General features: G+C 70.3%; 23 protein-coding genes, 1 tRNA gene and 1 pseudogene. 12 read left to right on the top strand and 13 right to left on the bottom strand.

The window, feature by feature from the left end:
- Positions 1-78: 78 nt before the first annotated feature.
- Positions 79-1,434 carry a peptidoglycan-binding protein gene (locus tag ACIQBL_RS06255; protein WP_401937413.1) on the bottom strand — a complete coding sequence of 452 codons (1,356 nt, stop codon included), beginning with the start codon at positions 1,432-1,434 and terminating at the stop codon, positions 79-81.
- Between the two features lie 178 nt (positions 1,435-1,612).
- Here ACIQBL_RS06255 and ACIQBL_RS06250 point away from each other — a divergent pair.
- The 4 genes from ACIQBL_RS06250 to ACIQBL_RS06235 all read left to right on the top strand — a co-directional run bounded on the left by ACIQBL_RS06250 (position 1,613) and on the right by ACIQBL_RS06235 (position 6,737).
- A tRNA-Lys gene (locus ACIQBL_RS06250) sits at positions 1,613-1,686 on the top strand.
- Between the two features lie 194 nt (positions 1,687-1,880).
- The gene (locus ACIQBL_RS06245; protein WP_401937411.1) at positions 1,881-2,594 is read left to right on the top strand and encodes a FadR/GntR family transcriptional regulator; all 714 of its coding nucleotides are present in this window, start codon (positions 1,881-1,883) and stop codon (positions 2,592-2,594) included.
- Positions 2,595-2,910: 316 nt separating this feature from the next.
- Positions 2,911-4,806 (top strand): glycosyltransferase family 2 protein, encoded by a 1,896-nt coding sequence (locus ACIQBL_RS06240; RefSeq protein WP_401937410.1) that lies wholly within the window; start codon positions 2,911-2,913, stop codon positions 4,804-4,806.
- A complete protein-coding gene (locus ACIQBL_RS06235) occupies positions 4,803-6,737 on the top strand; it encodes a galactose oxidase-like domain-containing protein (protein ID WP_401937407.1) in 1,935 nt (644 codons plus the stop codon). Before ACIQBL_RS06240 ends, ACIQBL_RS06235 begins: the two co-directional genes overlap by 4 nt.
- Positions 6,738-6,818: 81 nt before the next feature.
- Here ACIQBL_RS06235 and ACIQBL_RS06230 read toward each other — a convergent pair whose 3' ends face one another.
- The 3 genes from ACIQBL_RS06230 to ACIQBL_RS06220 form a co-directional block, all read right to left on the bottom strand.
- Positions 6,819-7,847, bottom strand: coding sequence for a glycoside hydrolase family 6 protein (locus ACIQBL_RS06230; RefSeq protein ID WP_401937404.1), 1,029 nt, complete (start codon positions 7,845-7,847; stop codon positions 6,819-6,821).
- 410 nt (positions 7,848-8,257) lie between these two features.
- A complete protein-coding gene (locus ACIQBL_RS06225) occupies positions 8,258-8,941 on the bottom strand; it encodes a class F sortase (RefSeq protein WP_401937402.1) in 684 nt (227 codons plus the stop codon).
- Between the two features lie 6 nt (positions 8,942-8,947).
- The gene (locus ACIQBL_RS06220; protein WP_401937400.1) at positions 8,948-9,508 is read right to left on the bottom strand and encodes a hypothetical protein; all 561 of its coding nucleotides are present in this window, start codon (positions 9,506-9,508) and stop codon (positions 8,948-8,950) included.
- A 147-nt stretch (positions 9,509-9,655) separates the two neighbouring features.
- Here ACIQBL_RS06220 and ACIQBL_RS06215 point away from each other — a divergent pair, with 147 nt between their 5' ends.
- Positions 9,656-10,435, top strand: coding sequence for an HAD-IIA family hydrolase (locus ACIQBL_RS06215; protein ID WP_401937398.1), 780 nt, complete (start codon positions 9,656-9,658; stop codon positions 10,433-10,435).
- Here the strand turns inward: ACIQBL_RS06215 and ACIQBL_RS06210 are convergent.
- The 5 genes from ACIQBL_RS06210 to ACIQBL_RS06190 all read right to left on the bottom strand — a co-directional run bounded on the left by ACIQBL_RS06210 (position 10,381) and on the right by ACIQBL_RS06190 (position 15,159).
- Positions 10,381-11,109: a phosphonatase-like hydrolase gene (locus ACIQBL_RS06210; RefSeq protein WP_401937396.1), complete on the bottom strand. Its 729-nt coding sequence runs from the start codon at positions 11,107-11,109 to the stop codon at positions 10,381-10,383. The two genes, ACIQBL_RS06215 and ACIQBL_RS06210, sit on opposite strands and share 55 nt — an antisense overlap.
- A 7-nt stretch (positions 11,110-11,116) precedes the next feature.
- Positions 11,117-12,241, bottom strand: coding sequence for a TIGR03364 family FAD-dependent oxidoreductase (locus tag ACIQBL_RS06205; RefSeq protein ID WP_401937395.1), 1,125 nt, complete (start codon positions 12,239-12,241; stop codon positions 11,117-11,119).
- 61 nt (positions 12,242-12,302) lie between these two features.
- A complete protein-coding gene (locus ACIQBL_RS06200; protein ID WP_401937392.1) occupies positions 12,303-13,061 on the bottom strand; it encodes a GntR family transcriptional regulator in 759 nt (252 codons plus the stop codon).
- 32 nt (positions 13,062-13,093) lie between these two features.
- Complete coding sequence (locus ACIQBL_RS06195) at positions 13,094-13,885, bottom strand: LPXTG cell wall anchor domain-containing protein (protein WP_401937389.1); 792 nt, start codon at positions 13,883-13,885, stop codon at positions 13,094-13,096.
- 137 nt (positions 13,886-14,022) lie between these two features.
- The gene (locus ACIQBL_RS06190; RefSeq protein ID WP_401937387.1) at positions 14,023-15,159 is read right to left on the bottom strand and encodes an ROK family protein; all 1,137 of its coding nucleotides are present in this window, start codon (positions 15,157-15,159) and stop codon (positions 14,023-14,025) included.
- 56 nt (positions 15,160-15,215) lie between these two features.
- Between ACIQBL_RS06190 and ACIQBL_RS06185 the strand changes: the two genes are divergently transcribed.
- The 3 genes from ACIQBL_RS06185 to ACIQBL_RS06175 all read left to right on the top strand — a co-directional run bounded on the left by ACIQBL_RS06185 (position 15,216) and on the right by ACIQBL_RS06175 (position 17,786).
- The gene (locus tag ACIQBL_RS06185) at positions 15,216-16,313 is read left to right on the top strand and encodes a Gfo/Idh/MocA family oxidoreductase (RefSeq protein ID WP_401937384.1); all 1,098 of its coding nucleotides are present in this window, start codon (positions 15,216-15,218) and stop codon (positions 16,311-16,313) included.
- Positions 16,310-16,825, top strand: coding sequence for a heme-degrading domain-containing protein (locus tag ACIQBL_RS06180; RefSeq protein ID WP_401937383.1), 516 nt, complete (start codon positions 16,310-16,312; stop codon positions 16,823-16,825). Before ACIQBL_RS06185 ends, ACIQBL_RS06180 begins: the two co-directional genes overlap by 4 nt.
- A gap of 76 nt (positions 16,826-16,901) precedes the next feature.
- Complete coding sequence (locus ACIQBL_RS06175; RefSeq protein WP_401937380.1) at positions 16,902-17,786, top strand: TIGR03620 family F420-dependent LLM class oxidoreductase; 885 nt, start codon at positions 16,902-16,904, stop codon at positions 17,784-17,786.
- On the opposite strand, the gene ACIQBL_RS06170 is transcribed toward ACIQBL_RS06175, so the two are convergent.
- The 3 genes from ACIQBL_RS06170 to ACIQBL_RS06160 all read right to left on the bottom strand — a co-directional run bounded on the left by ACIQBL_RS06170 (position 17,757) and on the right by ACIQBL_RS06160 (position 19,734).
- Positions 17,757-18,155: a hypothetical protein gene (locus tag ACIQBL_RS06170; RefSeq protein WP_401937379.1), complete on the bottom strand. Its 399-nt coding sequence runs from the start codon at positions 18,153-18,155 to the stop codon at positions 17,757-17,759. The two genes, ACIQBL_RS06175 and ACIQBL_RS06170, sit on opposite strands and share 30 nt — an antisense overlap.
- A 26-nt stretch (positions 18,156-18,181) precedes the next feature.
- Complete coding sequence (locus tag ACIQBL_RS06165) at positions 18,182-19,039, bottom strand: fumarylacetoacetate hydrolase family protein (RefSeq protein WP_401937377.1); 858 nt, start codon at positions 19,037-19,039, stop codon at positions 18,182-18,184.
- A 152-nt stretch (positions 19,040-19,191) separates the two neighbouring features.
- Positions 19,192-19,734, bottom strand: a complete 543-nt coding sequence (locus ACIQBL_RS06160) for a winged helix-turn-helix transcriptional regulator (RefSeq protein WP_401937374.1) — start codon at positions 19,732-19,734, stop codon at positions 19,192-19,194.
- Between the two features lie 68 nt (positions 19,735-19,802).
- Between ACIQBL_RS06160 and ACIQBL_RS06155 the strand changes: the two genes are divergently transcribed.
- Complete coding sequence (locus ACIQBL_RS06155; protein WP_401937371.1) at positions 19,803-21,200, top strand: MFS transporter; 1,398 nt, start codon at positions 19,803-19,805, stop codon at positions 21,198-21,200.
- A 4-nt stretch (positions 21,201-21,204) separates the two neighbouring features.
- On the opposite strand, the gene ACIQBL_RS06150 is transcribed toward ACIQBL_RS06155, so the two are convergent.
- Positions 21,205-21,978 (bottom strand): class E sortase, encoded by a 774-nt coding sequence (locus ACIQBL_RS06150; protein WP_401937369.1) that lies wholly within the window; start codon positions 21,976-21,978, stop codon positions 21,205-21,207.
- A gap of 231 nt (positions 21,979-22,209) precedes the next feature.
- Here ACIQBL_RS06150 and ACIQBL_RS06145 point away from each other — a divergent pair, with 231 nt between their 5' ends.
- The 3 genes and pseudogenes from ACIQBL_RS06145 to ACIQBL_RS06135 all read left to right on the top strand — a co-directional run bounded on the left by ACIQBL_RS06145 (position 22,210) and on the right by ACIQBL_RS06135 (position 25,590).
- Positions 22,210-23,685 (top strand): beta-1,6-galactanase, encoded by a 1,476-nt coding sequence (locus ACIQBL_RS06145; RefSeq protein ID WP_401937367.1) that lies wholly within the window; start codon positions 22,210-22,212, stop codon positions 23,683-23,685.
- Positions 23,686-23,714: 29 nt separating this feature from the next.
- A pseudogene (locus ACIQBL_RS06140) lies at positions 23,715-24,278 on the top strand (MFS transporter); the annotation flags it as partial.
- Between the two features lie 283 nt (positions 24,279-24,561).
- Positions 24,562-25,590 carry an SEC-C domain-containing protein gene (locus tag ACIQBL_RS06135; protein ID WP_401937366.1) on the top strand — a complete coding sequence of 343 codons (1,029 nt, stop codon included), beginning with the start codon at positions 24,562-24,564 and terminating at the stop codon, positions 25,588-25,590.
- Positions 25,591-25,696 lie beyond the last annotated feature (106 nt).

The following is a 25,696-nucleotide window of genomic DNA, read 5'->3' as shown; positions in this document are numbered from 1 at the left end:
GGTTGCCTCCAGCCTCCGCGCCAGATGCGTCACAACGGGTGGGGACGAGCGGGGTGACGAGCGGGGTGACGAGCGGGGTTACGAGAAGAGGCGGCGCCAGGTCTCCGGGCCCGGGTAGCCGTCCGCCGCGCCGCCCCGCCAGCCCTGGGCGCGCTGGAAGGCCTCGACGTTGCGCCGGTCCGGCTCGCCCCAGCGGGGTCCGGGGCCGGTCGTGTAGTGCGTGCCGAAACCCTTCTTGACCAGCTGCTTTCCCAGCTGGGTGACGTACTCGTTGGTCTCGCCGGGGCGGAACACGCCCCGGCCCGGGTAGCCGGGGACGCCGTGCGAGGCGGGGGCGGGCGGGCCCGCCGCTCCCACGACCGGGCCGCCGATGTTCTTGCCCTTGCCGGTGACGAGCAGTTCCCAGGTCCGCGGTCCCGGCAGGCCGTCCGCGTCCGGGCCGGTCCAGCCCTGGGCCAGCTGGAACGCCTGGGTGGCCCGGCGGTCCGTGTCCGACCAGACCGGGCCCGGACCCGCGGTGTAGTAGGCGCCCGCGCCCCGGGCGACGAGCATGGTGCCGAGCTGGGTGACGTACTTGTTGTCGGCGCCGGGGCCGAAAGACGCCGCTCCCGGATACGGCGTCTTCGCCGTGACCGCGCCGGCCGGGGTCACCGGCCGCACCGGGTCGGCCGTCGGCGGCAGCTGCGCCGCGCTCTCGGTCAGGCCCTTGTAGCGGTAGGGGACGTAGTTGTCGGAGTGGCTCCAGTACGCGTACGGCGTGGACTGGCGGCGGGCGTGCGAGGGGGTCTCCTCCAGGGCGATGTAGTAGGTGTGCGTGTAGTCGGCCCAGCCGCCGAAAATGACGACGTGCGAGCCTTTCTCGGGGTTCGCGGGATTGTGGAACAGCAGAATGTCGCCGGGCTCCAGTTCCTCCTTGGGAATACGCACCCCGTACTGGTCGAGACTTCCGGTCCATTCGTTCCCCGGCAGGCCCCAGGCCATCGAGACGAACCCCGAGCAGTCCTGCCGGTAACCGTCGGACCAGTACGCGTCCATGCTGTACGGCACCTGCGCCGCGATCCAGGTCTTGGCCCGGTTGATGATCTGGGCGCGGGTGGTCGCGGGCGCCTTGAGCGCGCCGGCCGGCTTCGCCGGTTTCCCGGCCGGGCCGTGCAGCGGGGCCTTGCCGCCCTGCGGGGTGGCGGGCTCGTCACCCGTGTCACCTGCGGGGACGCCGGGGCGGGCCGGGGCGTGGGGGGTGGCCGCGGCCGGTACGGCGTGCCCGGCGGCGAGGGCGGCGGACGCGGCGGCGGCCACGACGACGACCCGCTGGGCGGTGGGGTGGCCGCCGGTGCGGCCGGTCGGGGAATGGGTCGGGGAGCGCCGCCGGTAAACGCATCCCGGGCAGTCGCAATCGCTCGCGGGATCGAATTCCTCGAATACCGGAGTCTCCATGCGACGCCCCTCACACTCCAGGTGGAAATATCCGCGTTCGTGCACGTCCGCCAGTTTCTCAACTGTCTTCCGGACTCGCATGTTGACGGTCCGAATGATGTACACCGGGCCACCGGGGCCCGTCCGGGGGTGGTCAGGAGCACCCCTCCGCGTCCGGTAGAGTTGTGCAGGTCAGCAGGCGCCGCTAGCTCAGTTGGTTAGAGCAGCTGACTCTTAATCAGCGGGTCCGGGGTTCGAGTCCCTGGCGGCGCACGCTAGCGATGGCGAGGCATGTTCGCGGAAAGCGCGAACCGGCCTCGCCATCGTCGTTCTACGCGGCTTCGCCGCGCGCAGTGGGGGCTCCGCCACCCACACCCCCTTGCCCCGGCACCTCAGCAACGGTGAGCGGGGGCTTTTTGCGTGGGCGGAACACAGCTCTCCCCCGTTTGGCCGGATACCCTCTGGCCATGGCAGCCCGTGACCTCCAGGAGCGGATCAAGAAGCTCATCCTCGACCGTCGGCTGCCCTCCGGGGCCCCGCTGCCGACCGAGCCCGAGCTGATGGTGTTCCTCGGCGCCAGCCGGAACTCGGTGCGCGAGGCCCTCAAGGCGCTGCAGGCGATGGGGATCGTCGAGATCCGGCACGGGTTCGGGACGTACGTCGGCCCGATGTCGCTCGCGCCGATGGTCGAGGGGCTCGCGTTCCGTACCGTCGTCGGGCACTACCGGGGCGAGGACAGCCTGCTGCAGCTGCTCGAACTGCGGGAGGCGGTGGAGTCGGGGCTCGTCGCCCGGCTCGCGGGGCGGCTGCCCGAGCGGGACCTCGTCGAACTGGACGCACTGGTGGGCCGGATGGAGCGGGAGGCCGCCGAGGGTGCCGGACTCGCGGCCACCGACCGGGCCTTCCACGCCACCCTGTACCGGGGGCTGGACAACGCACTGCTGAGCGAGGTCCTGGAAGCCTTCTGGGACGCCTTCCACCGCGTCCGCGCCGACCTCGCGGCCGGCCCGCAGGACCCCGGGGTCACCTGCCGCCAGCACCGGGAGATCCTCGACGCGGTCCGGTCCGGGGACGCGAAACGCGCCGAGAGCGCCATAAGGGAACACTTCGACAACGTGCGCACAAGGTTGTCCACAACGACTCCACATGATCCCCACACGCGCCCCAATGAACGCGTATGACCGGTAAACAGCGCGTTTCGTGTCTTGCGATCAAGCTGAACGCCGTAGAACCCTGGTTTTGAAGATGCTGCCGATACACGGCAGTTGAGGGGGTACGGAACCGGTTGCACCGTTTCGCGGGGAGGAGGGGCCCCGCCGGGAAACGGATGTCGAGGGGGGCATCCTGCAACCGGACGGTCGCAGTCGCATGTCTCTGTGAGTGGACTGTGCGGTGACTGTGGCCACCACTGACACGCCCGTCGTGAGTCGAGGGGGACCCTGACGGGCGGCCGAGACAAACAGACACGCGCTCTTCCTGCGTGTGGGGGGATGACTCATGACGTCGACGCCGACGGGCGCCCGACAGGGCTTCGACCCGTCACAAACCACCGAACTCAGAGTCCCGGGCCACCGGACCGGCGGTTTCCGCCGGATCAAGAACTCGCTTCCGAGATACGACTACGAGCACTACAGCCGCCTGGCGGGACCCCTCACACAGCCCGACCCGGACAAGCCGTACAAGGTCCAGTACCGGTCGCTGCTGTCGCAGGAGACGCACCGCGTACGCGCCGCGCTCATGCTGAGTGCGGCGCCGCTGCTGTCCCTGGTGCTGCTGGGCTGGCTGATGCAGCCCGAGCACTGGACCCAACGCGACTATCCCGCCTACCCGTTCCTGCCGGCGCTGGACATCGTGATGCTGGTCTCGATCGGGCTGATCGAGTTCTTCCGCTGCATGAACGTGCTGTCCAACGCGCACGCCACGCTGGTCGCCCGCGACCCGATCCCGGTGGTGCCCGAGACCGGCACGAGAGTCGCGTTCATCACGACGTTCGTGCCCGGCAAGGAACCCCTGGAGATGGTCACCAAGACCCTGGAGGCGGCCGTACGGCTGCGGCACCGGGGTCTTCTGCACGTGTGGCTCCTGGACGAGGGCGACGACCCCGAGGTCAAGGCCGTGTGCGGGCGGCTCGGCGTGCACCACTTCACCCGCAAGGGAGTCGAGAAGTGGAACCGGCCCAAGGGACCGAACCGCGCGAAGACCAAGCACGGCAACTACAACGCCTGGCTGGAGGCGCACGGCGGCGAGTACGACTACTTCGCCTCCGTCGACACCGACCACGTGCCGCTGCCCAACTACCTGGAGCGGATGCTCGGTTACTTCCGCGACCCGGACGTCGGCTTCGTCATCGGCCCACAGGTGTACGGCAATTACGACACCCCGGTCACCAAGGCCGCCGAGTCGCAGCAGTTCCTCTTCCACGCCCTGATCCAGCGCGCCGGCAACCGCTACGGCTCACCGATGTTCGTCGGCACGTCGAACGCCGTACGGATCAAGGCACTTCAGCAGATCGGCGGCCTGTACGACTCGATCACCGAGGACATGGCCACCGGCTTCGAGATGCACCGGGCGAAGAACCCGGCCACGGGGAGGAAGTGGCGGTCGGTCTACACGCCGGACGTGCTCGCGGTCGGCGAAGGACCCAGCGCCTGGACGGACTTCTTCACGCAGCAACTCCGGTGGTCGCGCGGGACGTACGAGACCATCCTCAAGCAGTACTGGAAGGGCTTCTTCTCCATGCCGCCGGGGAAGTTCTTCAACTACACGATGATGATCATCTTCTACCCGATGTCCGCGCTCAACTGGATACTGGCCGCGCTGAGTTGCTCGTTGTTCCTGGGCCTGGGCGCCTCGGGTGTGAACATCGACCCGACGGTGTGGCTGATGCTCTACGGCAACGCGTCCGCGCTGCAGATCGGGCTCTACATCTGGAACCGGCGGCACAACGTCTCCCCGCACGAGCCGGAGGGGTCGGGCGGGGTCGCCGGCATGGTGATGTCGGCGCTGTCGGCGCCGATCTACGCCCGCTCGCTGATGGACGCCGTACTGCGGCGCAAGAGCAAGTTCGTGGTCACGCCCAAGGGCGACTCGACCAGCCCCGACACGCTGTTCGGGACGTTCCGGGTGCACTGGTTCTTCATCCTGATCTTCGGCGGCTCGCTGCTGGCCGGGTTCGAGAACGGGCACTCCCATCCGGCGATGATCACCTGGGCCGCGTTCGCCCTGCTGATCACCGCGTCGCCGATCTTCGCCTGGCGGTACATGCTGCGGCAGGAGCGGAAGAAGCCTCCCGTCGTCCCCACCGTCCCGCAGCAGAAGCCCAGTTGGACGCCGGGCAGTGGCGAACAGACCATGCAGATCGCGCTGGGCGGGACGGGGGGTCGTAAGGAATGAAGGAAGCCGGCCGGCGCCGTGCCCGTCGACTCGCGATCAGCACGGTGGTCGTACTGGCCCTGGCCGGGATGAACGGGCCCTGGCTGTACAGATTCGGGACCGAGAGATACCACCAGTACGTCATCAACAAGCCCGAGTACAAAGCCGAGAACGGGCACTGGGACATCATCAGCTTCCCGAAGGAGTACCGGCAGGACACCATCCACGCGGTACTTCTGCACACCGGGAAAGTGCTGCTCGTGGCGGGTTCGGGGAACAACCAGGACAACTTCAACGCCAAGAGGTTCGAGTCGCGGATCTGGGACCCCGTCAAGGGCACCATCAAGAAGATCCCCACCCCGGCCGACCTGTTCTGCACCGGCCACACCCAGCTCGCCAACGGCAACATCCTCATCGCGGGCGGCACCAAGAAGTACGAGAAACTGAAGGGTGACGTCAAGAAGGCCGGCGGCGTCATGATCCTGTACAACGAGAACCCCGACAAGCCGATGACACTGCCCCAGGGCACGAGGTTCACCGGCAAGGCGAACGGCAAGACCTTCGTGTCCACCGACTCGGCGCTGATCCCGCGCGCGACCAAGGTGTTCGACACGAAGACCGGCAGGTTCCTGCGGAACAACCCCGGTTACGCCCGGGTCGTCGTCGAGGCGCCGAAGGAGGGCACCACGTACGAGACCGGCACGCAGGACAACTACAGCATCCAGGGGTTGACCGGCGCCGACGAGCGCAACACCTACGGCATCGGCAACAAGTTCGGCCTGGACAAGCGGGACTTCGAGGGGATCAAGAACGCGTACGAGTTCGATCCGGTCGCCGGGAAGTACATCAAGGTCGATCCGATGAACGAGGCCCGCTGGTATCCGACCCTGACGACGCTGAGCGATGGGAAGGTGCTCAGTGTTTCCGGGCTCGACGACATCGGGCAGTTGGTGCCGGGGAAGAACGAGATCTTCGACCCGGCGACCAAGAAGTGGACGTACACGAAGACGAAGCGGCAGTTCCCGACGTATCCGGCGCTGTTCCTGATGGAGAACGGGAAGCTGTTCTACTCGGGGTCCAACGCGGGGTACGGGCCGGACAACGTGGGGCGTGATCCTGGTATCTGGGACGTCGACACCAATCAGTTCACCAAGGTGCCGGGGCTCAGTGATCCGAACATGCTGGAGACCTCGGCGACCGTGCTGTTGCCTCCGGCGCAGGACGAGAAGTACATGGTGATCGGGGGTGGCGGGGTCGGTGAGTCGAAGCTGTCGACCGCCAGGACCCGGCTGGTCGATCTGAAGGACGCCGACCCCAAGTTCGTGGACGGGCCCTCGTTGGAGAAGGGGACGCGGTATCCGCAGACGTCGATCCTGCCCGATGACACGGTGCTGGTGTCGGGTGGGTCCGAGGACTATCGGGGGCGCGGTGACTCCGACATCCTTCAGGCTCGGCTCTATCACCCGGACACGAACAGTTTTGAGGAGGTCGCCGATCCGCTGGTGGGGCGGAACTATCACTCCGGGTCGATTCTGTTGCCGGACGGGCGGGTGATGTTCTTCGGGTCCAATCCGTTGTACGCGGACAGGGCGAACACGAAGCCGGGGGTTTTTGAGCAGCGGATCGAGATTTATACGCCGCCGTATCTGTACCGGGATTCTCGTCCGGATCTTTCCGGGGGGCCGGAGTCGATTGCCCGGGGGGCTTCGGGGACGTTCATCTCGCAGCACGCTTCTTCTGTCAAGAAGGTGCGGCTGATTCGGCCCAGTGCGTCCACGCATGTCACGGATGTTGATCAGCGGTCCATTGCGCTGGACTTCACGACGGCCGGGAACAAGATCACGGTAACTGTGCCGAAGGATCGGAATCTGGTGCAGTCGGGGTGGTACATGCTGTTTGTGGATGACGATCAGGGGACGCCTAGTAAGGCGGTGTGGGTGAAGGTGCCGTAGCGGTTGTGTTTTGACCGCGGGTGCGTGGGGGCTGGTCGCGCAGTTCCCCGCGCCCCTAAAAGAAGGGCGTTGGGGTGAGCGCTAGTTGGAAGATTTGGCCAGCTTCAGTGCGTAACTCGCCCACCACTGGCCCGCCTTCGGGCCGCCCTTGCACTCGCCGTCTGATTCTCCTGGGCGTTTGATCCAGAGGTAGGCATCCACCAAGGGGTCTGCCGTTTTTGTGGTCGGGGTTTCGCCCAGGGACCTGCCCGGGGGGTTGCACCAGTTCTCGTTGGCGGCTCCGGCCGTATACGGTCCGTTGCCGTTGCGGCTGGTGTCGATGACGAAGTGTTTGTTGCCGACCTTCGACGAGAGCTGTTTGCCGTAGGCGATGGAGTCCTGGGTGGAGTAGAAGTTGGAGACGTTCACCGCGAAGCCGTCGGCCTTGGCGATGCCCGCTCGCTGGAGGGGCTGGTAGATCTCATCGGGGTGGCCCCAGCCGGCGTTTCCGGCGTCGAGGTAGACCTTCGTGTTCTTGAGGGACTTGAGCTTGCCGATGGCGTAGTTCAGGAGGTCGTAGCGCTCGGCCTGGTACTGGGCGGGGGTGCAGCCGTCCACGAGGTGGAGCAGGGCGTCGGGTTCGAGGATCACCGTGGCGGAGCGGTCGGCGATGCCCTGCGCCACGGCGTCGATCCAGGTGCGGTAGGAGTCGCCGTCGCCCGCGCCGCCCTGGGAGTACTGGCCGCAGTCGCGGTGCGGGATGTCGTAGAGGACCAGGAGGGCGGTGCGGCCGGCCTGGTCGGCGGCCTCGGTGAAGCCCTGGGCCTCCGCCTTCGGGTTCTCGGCGCCGATCCACTCGCCGGTGGGCTGCTCGGCGATCTTTCGGATCTGTTCCGCGTCGGCGGTCCTGCCCGCCTTGGCGTAGGCGGCGACCTGCCGGGCCGCGTTGGTGTCGGGATTGACCCAGATCGGGTCGGCGCCCTTGGACTGCTGGGTGATCTTCGCGTTCACGTCGGGCTTCTTGCCCCCGCCCCCCGAGGAGGAGCACCCCGCGACGAGCAGTGCCGCCCCCACGACCAGCGCCGACGCCCGTGTGCCGAAGGGAACCGGGGTCCCCTGGCTGCCGTACATCCAACTCCCCCTTGGCTGTACCGATCCAAGGCTCAATCGTGACATACGTGGCGTGCCGCCCACGAGGACACCCGGGGTGTTGTCGGCGGGCTGTTACACCCACGGCCGGCGGGGGACGTGGACGATGCCGAACCGAGGACTTCATAGAACCGTTAACTACCAGGGCATATGACAGGGAGCTACCACATCGGGACATGGCGTCATTCGCCCTCTAGGCCGGGGCGCTCATCCGTTCTACAGTCGTCTCCGATGGGCCCCAGTCTCCGGCCGGTCACACCCTTCACCACTGGGATTCCCATGCCTCCCGCGCCGTCCGCCGGGCTACTCCCGCAGCCCGTGCGCGCGCGGTCGAGGACCAGCCCGGTCGGCGGCTTCCGGGGGGAGCGGGTCGTCGGCCGGGCAAGGTGGTGTCAGAGACCGGTTCCGGTGAGGTAGGCGGACACGACGACGTTCGCCGTGTAGCTGCGGCTGGCGCGGTCGAAGGTGCCGCCGCAGGTGATGAGGCGCAGTTCGGCGCGGCCCGACTGCCGGACGCCGTAGGCCTGTTGGGCGTCGAAGTGGTCGCGGGTCAGGACGCGTACGTCGTCGACGGTGAACTCGGCGACCTTGCCGTCGTCGCGGATGACGCGGATGGTCTGGCCGGGGCGCAGCGTGCTGAGCTTGTAGAAGACGGCGGGGCGGGTCTCGGTGTCGACGTGCCCTACCATCAGCGCGGTTCCGGCCGCTCCCGGGCGCACCCCGCTTCCGTACCAGCCGACGACGCCGGCCTGGTCGAACGGCGGGGGGTCGATCGCGCCCTGCGCGTCGAGCGGGCGGGCCACCACCGGTGCCTGGACGGCCAGTTGGGGGATGTCGACGCGCTGGGGCAGCGCGTTCCCCAACGGCTTGGCGGCGGGCGGCAGTTCGGCCTCCGGGGGCCGTCCCACGGCCGCCACGTCGCCGGTCGTCGGCGCGGACATGCCCTGCCGTATGTCGGTCAGGTCCTGCCCCCACAGCCAGAGCCCGAGCAGCAGCACGGCCCAGGCCACCCCGGTCAGCAGCCGTCCGGTGCCGGAGGCGCGCTCGTGCTCGGCGGGCCGGTCGTGATCGAACATGGGCGGTCAGTCCGCCCTGCGGCTCCGGCGGGCGCCGCGCAGCGCCACGGCCGCCGCGGCGACACCGGCCAGCAACAGCCCGACGACCGCGTGCCCGGTACCGGGCCCGGCCGCACGGGCGTCCACGGCCGCGAGGTGCGCGGTGCCGCCACCGCCCGCGTGGACGGGGGCGACGGGCGAGGCGGGGGCGGCGGGAGCGGTGGGGGCGGTGGGGGACTCCGACGGCGACTGGGACGCGTTTCCTACGACCTTGATCGCGCCCTTCACCGTCACGCTCCCGCAGGTGATCCTCACGTCGTAGTCGCCCGGTTCCAGCGTGCCGCGGACCCGGGTCTCGCCGGCGAGGGTGCCGGCCGCGCCGGCCAGTCTGGCGTCAGCGACGAACGCGTCCGACGCCGCCGTGCCCGTCGTACCGGCGCAGCCGCTGATCCGCAGGGCGACATCGGCGCCGGGGGCCGGGGAGGCGGGGGTCACCGAGACTTCGCCTCCGTCCGCCGCGTACGCCGTCGGGGTGAGCGCCGCGAAGATCGCCGCGGTCGCACAGAGAGTGACTTTCAGTGAGCCCATCGTGAACCTCCAGATATCTGGAGACTCCTCCTCGCGGCGGACGCCCGCATCCTCAGCCGGGGCCGACTGCTCCGTATGGGGGAGGTGAAACCCGATGTGCATAGCATGGTGGCCTCACATGCCCGCGTACCGCAGGAGTGCCCACCCATGACCGAGCGCAAGCCCATCGAATCGTGGCTCACCGACATGGACGGGGTGCTGATGCACGAGGGCGTCCCGGTGCCCGGCGCGGACGCGTTCATCAAGAAGCTCCGCGAAACGGGACGTCCGTTCCTGGTCCTCACCAACAACTCGATCTACACCGCACGCGACCTCCACGCCCGGCTGAGCCGGATCGGCCTGGACGTGCCGGTGGAGAACATCTGGACCTCGGCCCTGGCCACCGCCGCCTTCCTGGACAACCAGCACCCGGGCGGCACCGCCTACGTGATCGGCGAGGCCGGCCTGACGACGGCACTGCACGACGCCGGTTACGTGCTGACCGACTCCGACCCCGACTTCGTGATCCTGGGCGAGACCCGGACCTACTCCTTCGAGGCCCTGACGAAGGCGATCCGGCTGATCAACGACGGGGCCCGGTTCATCGCCACCAACCCCGACAACACCGGCCCCTCCCCCGAGGGCGCCCTCCCCGCGACCGGCTCGGTCGCCGCCCTGATCACCAAGGCCACCGGCAAGGAGCCGTACTTCGTCGGCAAGCCGAACCCCCTGATGATGCGCAGCGCGCTGAACACCATCGGGGCGCACTCGGAGACGAGCGCCATGATCGGCGACCGCATGGACACCGACGTACTGGCCGGGCTGGAGGCGGGCATGACGACCTTCCTCGTGCTGACCGGCCTGACGGCCAAGGCCGACCTCGACCGCTATCCCTACCGGCCGACGAAGGTCGTGGACTCCATCGCGGACATCGTCGACCTCGTCTGAGGCGTCGACTCCGCGAGCAGCACGGGTAGTTCGGCGACCGAGGCGAGGACGTGTGTCGCGCCCGCGCCACTCAGCGCGTCGCGCCGGTGTGCCCCCGTGAGCACACCGGCGACCAGGCCCGCCCCGGCGCGGACGCCGCTGAGCATGTCGTACGAGGTGTCTCCGACGACGGCCATCTGTCCTACGGCGTCCGCGGCACCCGTCCGCAGGAACGCGGTGAGCGCCATGTCCGGGTACGGGCGTCCCCGGCCGCCGGCGTCGGCGGGGCAGAGGGTGAGGTGGGCGAGGTCCTGCCAGCCGAGGGCGGCCAGGATCGCGTCCTGGGTGGTGCGGGCGAAGCCCGTCGTCAACACCACTGTGCGGCCTTGGGACTTGAGGGTCTCGATGGTTTCGCGGGCGCCGGGGAGGGCGGTGACCCGGCCACCGTCGACGAGGTCCGCGTAGGCCGACTCGAAGGCCCTGTTGGCCTGTTGGGCCTTCGCTTCCCCGCCGAACAGGTGGCGGAAGACGGAGATCTTGGACTCGCCCATGGTGGCGCGGACGTGGTCGAGCATCGCGTCGGGGTCCGCGCCCAGGTGTCGGGCGGCAGCCCTGAACGCCTCCTCGACGAGGCCGTCGTCGGCGACGGTGGTGCCTGCCATGTCCAGAACGACGAGGCGGATCTGCTGGTTCATCGATTGCTCACCAATTCAGTTCGTTCGCGGTGGTTTCGGCGATCGCCGGGGAGCAGGTCATGCCGCGTCCGCCGGGCCCGGTGACCAACCACACGCCGTCGCGCACCTGTTGGCGGTGGACGACGTGGGCGGGGTCGGCGCACTGCGCGTACACGCCGGCCCAGCGGCGGCGGATCCTCGGGAGGAGGCGGCCGAGGAGCGACTCGACGACCTCGGTGAGGTGGTCGTAGGGGTCCTCGTCGGTGTCGAAGGCGAAGGGGTGCTCGTACTCGTGGGTGTCGCCGATGGTCAGGCAGCCGTCGGCGCGCTGCACCATGAGGAGTTGCATGGCGTGGGCGGCGGCTGTCGGCAACTGCGGCTGGTGTGCGTCGAGTTGGTCGAGGGCGGGGCCGCGGTAGGCGGGGTAGTAGCGGAAGCTGTCCGCGTCGGCGACCGAGGTGGGGAGCGGTTCGCCGAGGGGGTCGGTCTGCATCATCTGCAACCGGACGCGGCGGACGGGCAGTTCGGGCCCGGCGAGTTCGCGGACGAGTCCCCCGAGCCAGGCGCCCGTGCACAGGATCACCGTGTCGGACGCGTGCACGTCCCCGTGGTCGTCGCGTACCGCGCGCTCGCCGACGACCTCGCGGACCTCGCGCCCCGGCAGGAAGGTGTAGCGCGGGGACCTCGACAGCTCGGCGCGCAGGGCGAGTTGGGCGGTGCGGGGTTCGACGGCCGCGTCCCGTTCGCAGTACAGGGCGGCGGTGAAGTCGCCGCGCAGGGCGGGGTTGACGGCGCGGGTCTCGGCGGGGGTGAGGAGTTCGTAGCCCCGGGCGGCGGAGTCCTCGCGGGCCACGGCGGCCTCGGCGACGGCGAGTTCGCGCGGCCCGCGCACGGGGGTCAGCGAGCCGTTGGCCCGGAAGCCGAGCCCGGGGACACGGGTGCCGATCTCCTCCCACAACTCCCTTGCCCGCAGGGCGGTTTGGAGTTCCTCTCCGCCCGCGCGGCCACTCACCCAGATCTGCCCGAAGTTGCGCAGCGACGCGCCGCGGGCCTCCGTCTCGCGCTCGATCTGTACGACCTCGTGGCCGCGTTCCACTGCCTGCCAGGCGTGCATGGTGCCCACCACGCCGCCTCCGACGACTGTCACTCTCACGACCCGAGCCTGACCGGCGGGCACACGTTTGGGCTAGACCCGTTATTGATTCGTTATATGACTAAGGACTCTTCAGGTGGCTGGTGAACGAGAAGCGGTCGCCCCGGTACAGGCCCCGCACCCGTTCCAGCGGGCGCCCCTCCGTGTCCCGCGAGACGCGGTGGATCAGCAGCATCGGCAGGGCGGGCGGGGTGCCGATGAGGAGGGCCTCGCGCGGGGTGGCGAGCACCGTCTCGATGCGCTCGTCGGCGTCGCCGAAGCGGATGCCCCGGGCGTCGAGGTAGCCGTAGAAGGAGGAGTCGGGCTCGAAGTCCGTGTCCAGGTGCGGGAGTCGGGCGACGGAGACGTAGGTGCTTTCGAGGCCGACCCGCTCGTCGTCGGCGAGCAGGACGCGCTCCAGGTGCCAGACGGGTTCGCCGCGGGTCAGTCCGGTCTCGGCGGCGAGCGCGTCGGAGCAGGGCACGCGGTCGAGGGTGACGAGGCTGCGGCCCGGGGTGCGCCCCTGCCGTCGTACGCCCTCGGTGTAACTGGCCAGGGACAGCGGCTGCTCCAGCTTGGGCCCCGCGACGACCGTGCCCCGCCCCTGCCGACGCAGCCTGCCCTCCAGCACGAGTTCGCGCAGCGCCTGCCGTACGGTCTCGCGGGCGACCTCGTACCGCTCGGAGAGGTCGCGCTCGGTGGGGATCGGGCTGCCCTCCCCCAACTCGTCGACGAGCGCGGCGATTTGGGCCTTCACCGCGTAGTACTTGGGGATACGGCCGTGCTCCGGGATGCCGGAGCGGACGGGGGCGCCGGGGGCCTGGTCGTCGGGATGGTCCACGCGGAGATCGTCGCAGAAACGGCGGCCCGGCGTTATCGGCGCCTCCGGGCCACCAGCAGGGCGCCGGTGGTGACGAGCAGGGCGGACGCGGCGGCGAGGACGAGGTGTTCGGAGCCGATTCCGGTGCGGGCGAGTTCGTCGGTGAACGAGAGGTCCTCGGTGGGCGCGGTGGCGGCGGGAGCGGGGGCCGTAGGGGAGGTGGCGGGGGTGGTGTCTCCCGGGTCGGCCGGTTCGACGTCGAAGCGGTAGTCGTTCGACTGGCCGACCCAGTCCCCGTCGTCGGCATGGCGTTGTACGACGGCGGCGTCGGCGGTGATCTCGTTCGCCACGGCGTCCGGGGCGAGCGCGAGGCGCACCTTCACCGTGAGGGTCCTGCCGGGGTCGACGGTGAAGCCCGGGAAGCCGTCGTCGAAGGCGCCGACGAGTTCGGCCTCGTCGGTCCTGTCGAACCGGACGGGGTGCGGGCGCGGGCGGGTGCCGTCGTAGAAGTCGAGTCTGGGCTGGGACGGTTTCAGGGTGCGCTGCCGGTCGACGAGGACGACGACCGGGTGGATCGCGGTGCAGCGGCGGGCGGTGGTGTTGGTGAGGTCGAGATACCAGGTGCCGTAGCCGCCGCCGGCCTGGTAGGAGTCGGGGCCGTCGTGGATGCGGGTGGTGAGGGGGAAGGTGCGGGCGTCGGGGGCGGCGCAGGTGGGGGTGGTGTCCGCCGCGTGGGCCGGTGTCGTCGCCATGAGGAGGAGGAGGGGGGCGGCTGCGGCGAGGCAGAGGGACTGGGGCGTCAGGGGCGTACGCGGTCGGATGCGCGGTCTCAGGTGCAGTCGCATAAGCACATGAGCGTGCCGGAGGTGGGGGCCGTGGGCGGGTGACGTGGCCGGAGGGGTGCCTCGAACGGGCGCGGGACCGACCCCCTTCGGCGGAAATGTGACACATCGGGGTGCGAGTGTCACATTTCTCCCGACGCCTACCCGTCCGCCCTCCCGAACAGCGGCCCCAGCAGCAGCTGCGCCGCCCCCTCCGCGACGCCCCGCGCCCCGCCGGAGGCGACCCGTACGGGTACGGCGGCCTCGCGGGCGCCCTCGCGCCGCGCGCGTTCGCCGAGGACGGCGGCGACTCCGTGCACGAAGGGTTCCGGGTCGGCGGCGACGGTACGGCCGCCCAGCAGCACGAGGTCGATGTCGAGCAGGCCCACGAGGTTCGCGGCGCCCGCACCGAGCACCCGCGCCGCCTCGTCCAGATCACCACGCGCCACGGCGGCCAGGCACAGGGCCTCGATACAGCCCCGGTTCCCGCAGTCGCAGGGCGGCCCGTCCAGCTGGATCACCTGATGCCCGAACTCACCGGCCCCGGTCCGCGCGCCCCGGTGCACACCCCCACCGATCACCAGCCCGGCACCGAGCCCCGTCCCCAGATGCAGATAGGCGAACGACCCGCCCTCCCCGCCGACAGCCAGCCCGAGCGCGGCGGCGTTCGTGTCCTTGTCGACGACGACGGGCACCCCGAGCCGCCGCGCGAGCGCGTCCCGCAGCGGGAACCCGTCCCACTCGGGGAAGCCTGTGACGCGGTGCAGGACGCCGTGGGCGTGGTCGAGGGGGCCGGGGAGGGCTACGCCCACGCCGAGGAAGCCCCCGGCCACCATCCCCTCGACCTCCCGGGCCACCGCCTCCACCACCACGCCCGCCCCCGCCCCTAGATCCAGCGCAGCGCCCCGCTCCCCCACCACCGCCCCCGTGAGGTCCACCAGCACCACCCGCAACTCGTCCCGGTCCAGGTGCACCCCCACCGCGTGCCCCGCCTCCGGTACCAGGCGCAGTACCGTGCGCGGTTTGCCGCCGGTGGAGGCGCGGCGGCCGGCCTCCGCGGCGAGGCCGGACTCCCGCAGCCGGGCGGTGATCTTGCTGACGGCCTGGGGGGTGAGGCCGGTGCGGTCCGCGAGTTCGAGGCGGCTGATCCCGTCCGCGCCGGCCGTCCGCAGCAGGTCGAGGACCAGCGCGGTGTTGTGACTGCGCAGGGCGAGCAGATTCACGCCCACCACACCCGCCGCACCCACCGCCGCACCCGCCGTAGTTCCGTTCCCGGTCCCGCCCCGCGCATTGTTCACACCCCCATTGTCCCCACCACTTGCACTTTGGCAACAGCGTTGCGAAAGTGGACGGCATGACTGGACGCACCACTCGCACACCCCTCCGCGTCGGCCTCGTCGGCTACGGCCTCGCAGGCTCCGTCTTCCACGCCCCGCTGATCACCGCGACCGAGGGCCTCGCGCTCGACACGGTCGTCACCTCGAACCCGGAGCGGCGGGAACAGGCCCGCGCCGAGTTCCCCGACGTCCGTATCGCCGCGTCCCCGGACGAGCTCTTCGACCGGGCCGCCACCGACAAGGACGGCCTGGACCTGATCGTCATCGCGTCCCCGAACAGGACACACGTCCCGCTCGCGACCACCGCCCTGAAGGCCGGCCTCCCGGTCGTCGTGGACAAGCCGATCGCCGGCACCGCCGCCGAGGCCCGTGACCTCGCCGCGCTCGCCGAGGAGCACTCCCTCCTCCTCTCGGTCTTCCAGAACCGCCGCTGGGACAACGACTTCCTGACCCTCCGCAAGCTCATCGCCGAGGGCGAGCTGGGCGACGTATGGCGTTTCGAGTCCCGGTTCGAGCGCTGGCGTCCGCAGCCCAAGGGCGGCTGGCGCGAGTCCGGCGACCCGGCGGAGATCGGAGGTCTGCTCTACGACCTCGGCAGCCACGTCGTGGACCAGGCGCTCACCCTCTTCGGCCCCGCGGCCTCCGTGTACGCCGAGTCGGACATCCGCCGCCCGGGCGCGGAGACGGACGACGACACGTTCTTCGCGATCACCCACACGAACGGCGTCCGCTCGCACCTGTACGTCTCCGCGACCACCGCCCAACTCGGCCCGCGCTTCCGCGTGTTGGGCTCCAAGGCGGGCTATGTGAAGTACGGCCTCGACCCCCAGGAGGCGGACCTGCGCGACGGCAGGCGCCCCGGCACGGAGAAGGAGTGGGGCCAGGAGCCCGAATCCCTCTACGGCCGGATCGGCTCCGGAGAGTCCCCCCTCACCGGCGCCGGCCGTCCCGAACCGACCCTCCCCGGCGACTACCCCGCGTACTACGCGGCCGTCGCCGCCGCCCTCCGTGACGGCGCCCCCAACCCGGTGACCGCCCTGGAGGCAGCCGCCACCCTCGACGTACTGGAAGCCGCGCGCCGCAGCGCCCGCGACGGAGTGACGGTGACCCTGTGACCCAGCACAAGCCCTCGATCACGCAGCGGATCGCCCCGGAGATCACCCCGACGGTGGAGGAACTGGAGGCGCAGGAACGCCACTTGGTGTTCCAGCACTTCACCTACGACGACGCCTGGGAGCTGGGTTCGCTCCTCGTGGAGATGGCCCGCGAACGCCAGGCGCCGGTCGCCATCGACATCCGCCGCGCCGGTCAGCAGCTGTTCCACGCGGCACTGCCGGGCTCCTCCCCCGACAACGACGCGTGGATCGACCGCAAGCGCAAGGTCGTCGAGCGTTTCGGCGCGGCCTCCTACCTGGTCGGCACCCGCTTCCGCGCGAAGGGCAGCACCTTCGAGGACTCCTCCCGGCTCGACCCGGACGAGTACGCGGCGCACGGCGGCTCGTTCCCGATCAGGGTCGAGGGTGTGGGGGTGATCGGCACGGTGACGGTGAGCGGGCTGCCGCAGTTGCAGGACCACCGGTTCGTGGTCGAGGCGCTGGAGCAGTTCCTGGGCGACGACCGGAAGTGACCGGCACCCGGAATCAACCCGGAACTCCGGCCGGTTGAGACTGCCGACACGTCCGACACCGGAGGGATCGGGATCGATGAGCAGTGCCCTGAAAGAGACGGTCGGCCGGTACGGCATCTGGAGCGTGGGTCTGCGCTCGGAAGATCCGTCCCGGCGCGGCGAGTTGGCGGAGGCGGCGGCCGAGCTGGAGCAACTCGGTTACGGCGCGGTCTGGTTGGGCGGCAGCACCACCGTCCGCCACGCCGTACCGCTCGTCGGCGCGACCTCGCGGCTCGCCGTCGGGACCAGCATCCAGAGCATCTGGCAGTACCCGGCGGCCGAGACCGCGGCGGCATTCGCGGAGCTGGAGGCGGCCCACCCCGGCCGCTTCCTGCTGGGTCTCGGGGTGGCCCACGCCCAGAACACGGCCGAGTACCGCCGCCCGTACTCCGCCCTGGCCGCCTACCTGAACGCCCTGGACACGGCCGGAGTACCCGCCGGACGCCGTCTCCTCGCCGCGCTGGGCCCGAGGACGCTGGAACTGGCCCGGGACCACGCGGCGGGCTCGGTCCCGTACCTGGTCACCCCGGAACACACGGCCCAGTCCCGCGAAGTCCTCGGCGAAACCCCTTTGCTGGCCCCGGAGTTGAAGGTGGTCCTGGAAACGGACCCCGCCCGCGCCCGCACCCTGGCCCGCGCGGCCCTCGCCCCCTACCTCGCCCTCCCGAACTACACCAACAACTTCCTGCGCACCGGCTTCACCGAGACCGACCTCACGGACGGCGGCAGCGACCGGCTGGTCGACGCGGTGTTCGCGTGGGGCGAGGAGAAGCGGATCCGGTCCAGGATCGACGAGTTCCTCACCGCGGGCGCGGACCACGTGGCGCTCCAGGTGATCGACGGCGCCTCCCTCGACACGCTGCCGCGCGAGGCGTGGCGTCGGCTGGCGTCCCTACTGGCCCTGGACGCCCCCGCCCAGTAGCCATTCCCGGAGGCTCGGGGCACTGTCCAGGAGCCGGCCGGCGCGCATGCCCTCGTCACGCGAGGTCACGCGCGCCAGCGCGGCGAAGTCGTCCGGCGTCACGTCCAGCAGGCTCCTCACACGGTCTCCCGCACACAGCGTGAGGAGCAGCTCGCACCGCAACTGGCGTGGGGCGACGGGGTGTTCGTGCAGGCGGTGCCACAGGGCCGGCCACAGGTAGTGGGTCCCGTCGGGTGCCGCGTTGGCCCGCACCCACCCCGGGTCCAGCCGCTGGCTGAAGCCGAACCCGCAGGCCCGTTCCTCCAGCCCGAGCAGCATGGCCGTGTCGAGGACCTTCAGCTCCCGGAGTACCGGCTCGTCCGAGTTCATCGGCCCATGCTCCCCGACAAACGGTCCTAGGCGTCCTTCAACTCCTGTCGCTGACGCCCCAGTCCGGAGATCTCCAGCTCCACGACGTCCCCGGCCCGCAGGAACGGCTTCGGCTCGGGCTGCCCCATCGCGACACCCGCCGGCGTACCGGTGTTGATGACGTCCCCGGGGTACAGCGTCATGAACTGGCTGACGTAGCGCACCACTTCGGCCACCGGGAAGATCTGCTCGGCGGTGGTCCCGTCCTGCTTCAACTCGCCGTTCACCCACAGCTTCAACGACAGGCCCTGCGGATCCGGCACCTCGTCCGCCGTCACCAGCCACGGCCCCAGCGGGTTGAACGTCTCGCAGTTCTTCCCCTTGTCCCAGGTCCCGCCCCGCTCGATCTGGAACTCCCGCTCGGACACGTCGTGCGCGACCGCGTATCCGGCGACATGCGCGAGCGCCTCCTCGTGGGAGGACAGGTAACGGGCGGTACGTCCGATGACCACCGCCAGTTCGACCTCCCAGTCGGTCTTCACGGAGGCGCGCGGCACCAGCACGGTGTCGTACGGCCCGACGACCGTGTCCGCGGCCTTGAAGAAGATGACCGGCTCGGCGGGCGGCTCGGCGCCGGTCTCGCGGGCGTGGTCGTGGTAGTTCAGCCCGATGCACACGATCTTGCCGATCCGTGCCAGCGGCGGCCCGACCCGCAGCCCGTCGGCGTCCAGCGCGGGCAGTTCCCCGGCATCGGCCGCGGCGCGGATCCGGCCGAGCGCGGCGGTGTCGGCGAGCAGCGGCCCGTCGATGTCCGGGACGATCCCGGACAGGTCCCGCAGGGTTCCCTCGGCGTCGAGCAGCGCGGGCCGCTCCGCCCCCGCCGTACCGACTCGCAGCAGCTTCATCTTCACCATCTCCATCGATCGCGCGGGCCGTCGACCGATGGGTGCAGCCATCGGAGGACTGGTCGATCCTCCAAGCTCAAGGTCCAGTCCGCAATACCCGGTTCACGGACTGGACCGTGAACTCACCGACCCTTACCGACCCCTACCGTCCCCTACCGCACCGGCGGCGACGCCTGCTCGATCTCGATCGGCCGCAGCAGTCGCTTCGGCTTGAGCAGGGCCCGGCTGACCGGGTCCGCCGGGTCCGGGTCGGCGCCGGGGCCCGGTTCCATGAGGACGTCCGCGACGGGGACGACGAACGAGCAGGCGGGGCACTCGCCGTACGGCCCGAGTTCGGTGCCGCAGTCGGCGTGCCGGAAGTAGCGCAGCTGGGGTTCGCCGAACTGTTCGCGGCCCCAGCGGCCGAGGGAGCGCAGCGTCGGAAACAGGGCGACGGCGCGGTCCGTCGGCACGTACTCCTCGCGCGGCGGCGACTCCTGGTACCGGCGCTTTTCCAGGATGCCCTCGGCGGTGAGCGCCTGGAGGCGGGCGGCGAGGACCGCGCGCGGGATGCCGAGGTGGACGAGGAAGTCGTTGTAGCGCCGTACGCCGTAGAGGGCGTCCCGGACGACGAGCAGCGTCCAGCGCTCGCCGACCACCTCCAGCGCGCGGGCGATCGAGCACTCCTGTGTCGCGTAGTCCTTGCCCAGTGCCATGCCGTCCACCTTAGCCATTTCCCGACCCAAGGTTCAATGAACGAACCTACGGTGTTACAGTACTCCCCATGACTAGGTTCAGTGAACGAACCCTCGCCGGGGTTCCCGGGAAACACGAGGTCACCGTGGCGGGCGCGGCGCACCCCCGCGCCACCCTCGCCCTGACCAGCGCGGCCACCGCCGTGGCGCTGATGACGTACACCGCGCCGATGGTCACGCTGCCCGACATCGCCGCCGCCCTGCACACCCCGCTCTCCGCCCAGGCCTGGCTCCTGAACGGCACCCCGCTGGGCCTCGCCGCGCTGCTCCTGGTCGCCGGCAGCCTCGCCGACGACTACGGCCGCCGCCGCATCTTCCTGGCCGGCACCTTCGCCCTCGGCATCACCACGGCGCTCTCCGCGCTCACCTCCTCGACCCTGCTGTTCACCCTGACCCGCATCGCGCAGGGCGCGGCCAGCGCGGCGCTCCTCGCCAGCAGCCTGGGCCTGATCGTGCACGCGTTCCCGACCCCGCGCGGACGCCTGCACGCGACCGGCGTCTGGGGCGCGTTCGTCAGCGGTGGCATAGCGCTCGGCCCGCTGGTGGCGGGCGCGATGCCCGACTGGCGGGTGGCCTACGGCGTGCTCGGCGCCGCCGCGATCGTCGTGGCCGCCCTCGGCGTCCGTACGTTGTCCGAGTCCCGCGCGCCACGAGGCGGACGCCCCGACCTGGCCGGAGCGGTCACCTTCGGGCTGGCCCTGGTCGCCCTCGTGGCCGCCCTCACGCTGGGCCGCGACGGCTGGCTGCGCGCCCCGGTGGGCCTGCTGTTGCTGGCGGCCGTGCTGCTCGTCGGCGTCTTCGCGCTGGTGGAGCGCCGGGGCGCGACCCCGATGATCGACCTCGGCCTGCTGCGCCACCGCCCCTTCCTGGCCTCCTCGGCGGGCGGCCTGTTCACGGGCCTCGCGGTGATCGGCCTGTTCAGCTTCCTGCCGGCGCTGTTGCAGAAGACGCTGGGCCTGTCCGCGATGGACACGGCGTGGCTGTTCCTCCTCTGGTCGGGCCTGTCCTTCGCGGTCGCCCTCCAGGCCCGCCGCCTCGCCGGCCGCGTCCCGCCCCGGCACCAACTCGCCCTGGGATTCCTGCTGCACGCGGCCGGCGTCCTGACCATGCTCGGCGCGCTGGACTCCGGTTCCTGGCCACGACTGCTGCCGGGACTGGTGATCGCGGGCGTGGGCAGCGGTCTGCTGAACGCCGCGCTGCCGCTGCTGTCCGTGGAGTCGGTACCGGCGGCGCGGGCCGCGATGGGCTCCGGCGCGCAGCAGACCTTCCGCTACATCGGCTCGTGCGCCGGGGTCGCGCTGACGATCGCGATCGCCACGTCGGCCGGGAGCGGTCCGGCACACGGCGCGGACATCGCGATGGTGGTGTCGGCGGCCCTCGCGGTGCTGGCCGCGGTGAGTGTGGTGGTGCTGCGGGAGCGGGCGTGAGCGTTCACCGGGGGTGAGTGGAGGTCAGGGTGCCCCACACCGCCATGCGGTACCTGGACGTGAACTCCGGGGTGCAGGTGGTGAGGGTGATGTAGTAGCCGGGTCGGCTGTAGCCGTAGGCGGGCCTGACGATCGACCGCGGGATCGGCCGGATGACACCCGAGTCCGCGGCGGAGGTCCGTGGCAGGATCTTGTCGATCGTGTACGTGAAGGTGGCCGTGCTCGTCTCGACCTGGACGGTGTCCTTGAGGCGTAGCCGCGGGAGATACCGGAACGGCTCGCCGTGGGTGTTGCGGTGCCCGGCGAGCGCGAAGTTCCCTTCCTGGCCCGGCTGTTGGGTGCCCGGGTAGTGGCCGACGTACCCCTTGTTGAGCACGTTCCGCTTGCTGACGCCTTCCGCGATGGGGACGCGGAGGTGGAGGCGGGGGATGGTGAGGATGGCGTAGGCCTGGGAGAGGTTGGGGCTGACGGTGTTCGCGGTCGTGTTCCGGCCCACTGAACTGCCGCCGCTGGTCCCCGCGTTGGCCGATGGAGCATCGCCGGTATCCCCGCTCGCGACCCCCGGTGTGGGTGTCGATGTCGCCCATTGCCGTTCCAGGGCCTGTACTTGATGCTCGGCGCCTCGACGGGCCTCACGGTTGGTCCACCACAGTTGCTGGACGACGAGGAGCAGCAGGACGACCCCGGCGGTGACGAGGAACTCGCCGCCGGTCCACAGGGCGCGTCGGCGCAGCGCACGGCGCCGACGGCTGCGGTGCTGCACGACGGGGACCCGCATGGGCCGCACGATAGGGGCCGGTTCCTCAAGTCACCAGAGCCATGACTGCGAGCCATGACTCCCGTTGGCGGCGGGGGCGCCCGTTCGATCCTTCGTACACGGGTTTTAGAAAGGGGTGTCACAACCCTCGACAACCTCACGTACCACACCCGATGCTTCCTCATGGCACGAGCCGGGGGGGATGGCCGACGCCGGTGGGACGACCGGCGGTTGAGCGAATCGGGAGTAGAGATGATCCGACGCAGAACCCTGCTGGCCGCGGCGGGCGGTGGTCTCCTCGGCACCGCCCTGGCGACCGGCACCGCACGGGCCGACGCGACGATCGCGGTCACCCCGGGGACGACGTACGGCACATGGGAGGGCTGGGGCACCTCGCTGGCCTGGTGGGCGAACGTCTTCGGCGCCCGGGACGACTTCGCCGACATCTTCTTCACCACCAAGTCGACGACGTACAACGGCACTTCGCTTCCCGGCCTGGGCCTGAACATCGCCCGCTACAACCTCGGCGCGTGCAGCTGGAACACGGTGAGCGGCGAGTCGATGGTCGCCTCCGCCAACATCCCCGCGTTCAAGCAGATCGAGGGCTACTGGCAGGACTGGAACAACGAGGACCCCACGTCCTCGGCGTGGAAGTGGACGGCGGACGCGACCCAGCGCGCGATGCTGGTGAAGGCGACGGCACGCGGGGCCACGACCGAGCTCTTCGCCAACTCCCCGATGTGGTGGATGTGCCTGAACCACAACCCGTCGGGCGCGTCGGGCGGCGGCAACAACCTCCAGTCCTGGAACTACCGCCAGCACGCCTCCCACTTGGCCTCCGTCGCCCTCTACGCGAAGAACAACTGGGGAGTGAACTTCGCGACGGTCGAGGCCTTCAACGAACCCTCGTCGAGCTGGTGGACGGCGACCGGCACGCAGGAGGGCTGCCACATGGACTCGACGGTCCAGGCGGCCGTACTCCCGTACGTACGCAGCGAGTTGGACACCCGAGGCCTGACAAGCACGAAGATCTCGGCCTCGGACGAGACGAGTTACGACCTCGCGCGGACGACCTGGAGCGCCTTCTCGTCCACGACGAAGGGCTACGTCAACCGCGTCAACGTCCACGGCTACCAGGGCTCGGGCGGCCGTAGGGACCTGCTCTACACGGACGTGGTGACAACGGCGGGCAAGGCCCTCTGGAACTCCGAGACGGGCGACAGCGACGCCACGGGCCTCACGATGGCGAGCAACCTGCTCTACGACTTCCGCTGGCTGCACCCCACGGCGTGGACGTACTGGCAGGTCATGGACCCGAGTTCGGGCTGGGCGATGATCGCGTACGACCAGAGCACGCTCACCGCCGGCGCGGTGCAGACGAAGTACTACGTGATGGCCCAGTTCAGCCGCCACATCCGCCCCGGCATGACGATCCTCGACACCGGCGTGAGCTACGCGGCGGCGGGCTACGACGCGTCGGCGAAGCGGCTGGTGATCGTGGCGGCGAACACGGGCTCGTCCTCCACGAAACTCACCTTCGACCTCTCCAAGTTCACGACGGTGGCGGGCGGCACGAGCGGCCTGGTCCCGCGCTGGAACACGGTGACGGGCGGCGGGGGCGACCTGTACACCGCCCACTCGGACACGTACCTGAGCGGCAAGACGGTGAGCGCGACGTTCGCGGCGGGGGCGGTGCAGACGTTGCAGATCGACGGAGTGGTGATCTGACCGCTCAACTCGGAGGCAGCGGTGGGCGGTTGGGCCTACTCGCGCTGGCGCTCGGCGGTTTCGGAATCGGTCTGACCGAGTTCGTGATCGCCGGGCTGTTGCCGCAGGTGAGCCGCGGCCTGGACGTGTCCACGGCCGCGGCGGGCTGGCTGATCTCCGGCTACGCGCTGACGGTCGCGGTGGGCGCGACAGGGGTGACGGCGGCGACGGCGGCGCTGCCTCAAAAGCCGGTCCTGGTAGGCCTGTTGGCCCTGTTCGTGGCCGGCAACCTGCTGTCCGCGATCGCACCGAACTACCCGACGATGCTCCTGGGCCGCGTCGAGGCGGCCCTCTGCCACGGCTCGTTCTTCGGCATCGGCTCCCTAGTCGCCCGGGCAGTGGCTGTGATGTTCGCCGGTTAGACGGTGGCGAACGTGCTGGGAGTCCCCTTCGGCGCACTCGTAGGCGAACGGTGGGGCTGGCGCGCGACGTTCTGGTCGATCACGGCGATCGGTTCGGTGGCGCTGGTGGCCGTCGCCGTACTGGTGCCCGGGTGGGCGGGAGAGGCGGGAGAGGCGGGAGACAGGGCGGCCGACCTCCGCTCGCAACTGCGCGGGGGGGCGTACCGCTGGCGGCCAGCGCGAATGTCTCCGGGTAGAGGTGAGGCGGCCGTAGAGGCGAGGCGGCCGTAAAAGAGAGGCGGCCGTAAAAGAGAGGCGGCCGTAGAGGTGAGGCGGCCGTAGAACTGCGGGAATCCGGAAAGCCACCCGGTGTTTTCCACGCGGCGGCCCTCCGGAAGCCCCCGCGCCGCTCCCCCACCGCACTCTCACCGGCCGACCTGCGCTTATCTCTCCCCTTGCCTCCATCTGCGTCGGCATCGGCAGTACCGTGTCGTTCATGCGCCCCGACACGCCCGCCGAGAACGTCGACCACGCCGCCGAAGCGGCCCGCCTGGAGCGGACCGCCGCCCTGTACCCCGAGGACGCCGAGGCCCTGCTCCTCCAGGCCGCGGCCCACCTGGAGCTGGCCGGCGACCGCCCCGCCGCCACCGCGCTCTACGACCGCCTGCTGTCGTCACCGGACGACCTGGAAACTCCTCACCTGGTACGAGCCCTCAAGGCCTCGAACCTCTGGGAGTACGGCCACGAGGCGGAAGCCAGGGCCATCATCGACGGGGTACGGACGGAGTCCCCTCGCGATCCCGCGCCCTGGGTGATCGTCGCGGAGTCCCTGGAGTCCCACGACGAGTTGGAGGCGGCGCAGGAGACGTTCACGGAGGGGGTGACTCTGCTCCTGACGGACGTACCCGAACCCCCTTACTCCACCCACCCGTTGCTGTTCGGCCGACACCGGGTACGGCGCATGCTGGGCGTGTCGCACGACGAGTGGGACACGCTGGCGGACACGTTGCACTCGTCCCACTCATCCCCTTCGTCGCCGGTGTCGTTGGACGAACTGCACGACCCGAAGAGGGTGTGGTCACTCGGGTCCGACAACCCGGCGGAACTCGAGGCCGAGATCTCGCGGCTGCGGGCGGAACTGGGCGCGTATCGGGAGGCGTTGTCCCGGCCGTTCCCGGTGGCTGTACTGCACTGGCCGGAGGGAGAGTTGGCCGAACTGGTGGGGGCGTATCCCTCGCTGGCCGTGGAATACCCCTCGCACGAGGAGCACCTGGCGACGATAGAGGGGTCGCTTCGGGAGCTGGCGGCCAGCGGTACGCCGAACCTTGGGATCGTTACCGGGACTGTGCCGTCTTATGAGGCGTTCGCTGCGTCGGAGGGGGCTTCGCCGGGGGATGTTGATTTGTTGCCGCAGTATGCGACGACACTTGCGGCTCGGGGGCGGGCTGTGGTGTGGCCGCCGCAGCGGGGGGCTAGTTGTTGGTGTGGGTCGGGGCGGGCTTATGGGGAGTGTCACGGGGGCTGACGATGTTCGGCGGGCGAGCTACCTCGGCGACGACAGCGAGCGGGTTGATCTGGCCGGTGCACCTTCAGGACGACTTGCTGGCCGAGATGTGGAGCTATCACGCCAG

This window comes from Streptomyces sp. NPDC088350 (assembly GCF_044753545.1).
In the GTDB taxonomy this organism is placed as follows: Bacteria; Actinomycetota; Actinomycetes; order Streptomycetales; family Streptomycetaceae; genus Streptomyces.
The sequence above is the reverse complement of the archived record's forward strand: the minus strand, read 5'-3'. Positions and strand labels throughout refer to the sequence as shown.

Bases quoted from the DNA above. Each gene is read 5' to 3' on its own strand.
- ACIQBL_RS06255 (WP_401937413.1), bottom strand. From the start codon at position 1,434: ATGGAGACTCCGGTATTCGAGGAATTCGATCCCGCGAGCGATTGCGAC.
- ACIQBL_RS06245 (WP_401937411.1), top strand. From the start codon at position 1,881: ATGGCAGCCCGTGACCTCCAGGAGCGGATCAAGAAGCTCATCCTCGAC.
- ACIQBL_RS06240 (WP_401937410.1), top strand. From the start codon at position 2,911: ATGACGTCGACGCCGACGGGCGCCCGACAGGGCTTCGACCCGTCACAA.
- ACIQBL_RS06235 (WP_401937407.1), top strand. From the start codon at position 4,803: ATGAAGGAAGCCGGCCGGCGCCGTGCCCGTCGACTCGCGATCAGCACG.
- ACIQBL_RS06230 (WP_401937404.1), bottom strand. From the start codon at position 7,847: ATGTACGGCAGCCAGGGGACCCCGGTTCCCTTCGGCACACGGGCGTCG.
- ACIQBL_RS06225 (WP_401937402.1), bottom strand. From the start codon at position 8,941: ATGTTCGATCACGACCGGCCCGCCGAGCACGAGCGCGCCTCCGGCACC.
- ACIQBL_RS06220 (WP_401937400.1), bottom strand. From the start codon at position 9,508: ATGGGCTCACTGAAAGTCACTCTCTGTGCGACCGCGGCGATCTTCGCG.
- ACIQBL_RS06215 (WP_401937398.1), top strand. From the start codon at position 9,656: ATGACCGAGCGCAAGCCCATCGAATCGTGGCTCACCGACATGGACGGG.
- ACIQBL_RS06210 (WP_401937396.1), bottom strand. From the start codon at position 11,109: ATGAACCAGCAGATCCGCCTCGTCGTTCTGGACATGGCAGGCACCACC.
- ACIQBL_RS06195 (WP_401937389.1), bottom strand. From the start codon at position 13,885: ATGCGACTGCACCTGAGACCGCGCATCCGACCGCGTACGCCCCTGACG.
- ACIQBL_RS06185 (WP_401937384.1), top strand. From the start codon at position 15,216: ATGACTGGACGCACCACTCGCACACCCCTCCGCGTCGGCCTCGTCGGC.
- ACIQBL_RS06175 (WP_401937380.1), top strand. From the start codon at position 16,902: ATGAGCAGTGCCCTGAAAGAGACGGTCGGCCGGTACGGCATCTGGAGC.
- ACIQBL_RS06170 (WP_401937379.1), bottom strand. From the start codon at position 18,155: ATGAACTCGGACGAGCCGGTACTCCGGGAGCTGAAGGTCCTCGACACG.
- ACIQBL_RS06165 (WP_401937377.1), bottom strand. From the start codon at position 19,039: ATGAAGCTGCTGCGAGTCGGTACGGCGGGGGCGGAGCGGCCCGCGCTG.
- ACIQBL_RS06160 (WP_401937374.1), bottom strand. From the start codon at position 19,734: ATGGCACTGGGCAAGGACTACGCGACACAGGAGTGCTCGATCGCCCGC.
- ACIQBL_RS06155 (WP_401937371.1), top strand. From the start codon at position 19,803: ATGACTAGGTTCAGTGAACGAACCCTCGCCGGGGTTCCCGGGAAACAC.
- ACIQBL_RS06150 (WP_401937369.1), bottom strand. From the start codon at position 21,978: ATGCGGGTCCCCGTCGTGCAGCACCGCAGCCGTCGGCGCCGTGCGCTG.
- ACIQBL_RS06145 (WP_401937367.1), top strand. From the start codon at position 22,210: ATGATCCGACGCAGAACCCTGCTGGCCGCGGCGGGCGGTGGTCTCCTC.
- ACIQBL_RS06135 (WP_401937366.1), top strand. From the start codon at position 24,562: ATGCGCCCCGACACGCCCGCCGAGAACGTCGACCACGCCGCCGAAGCG.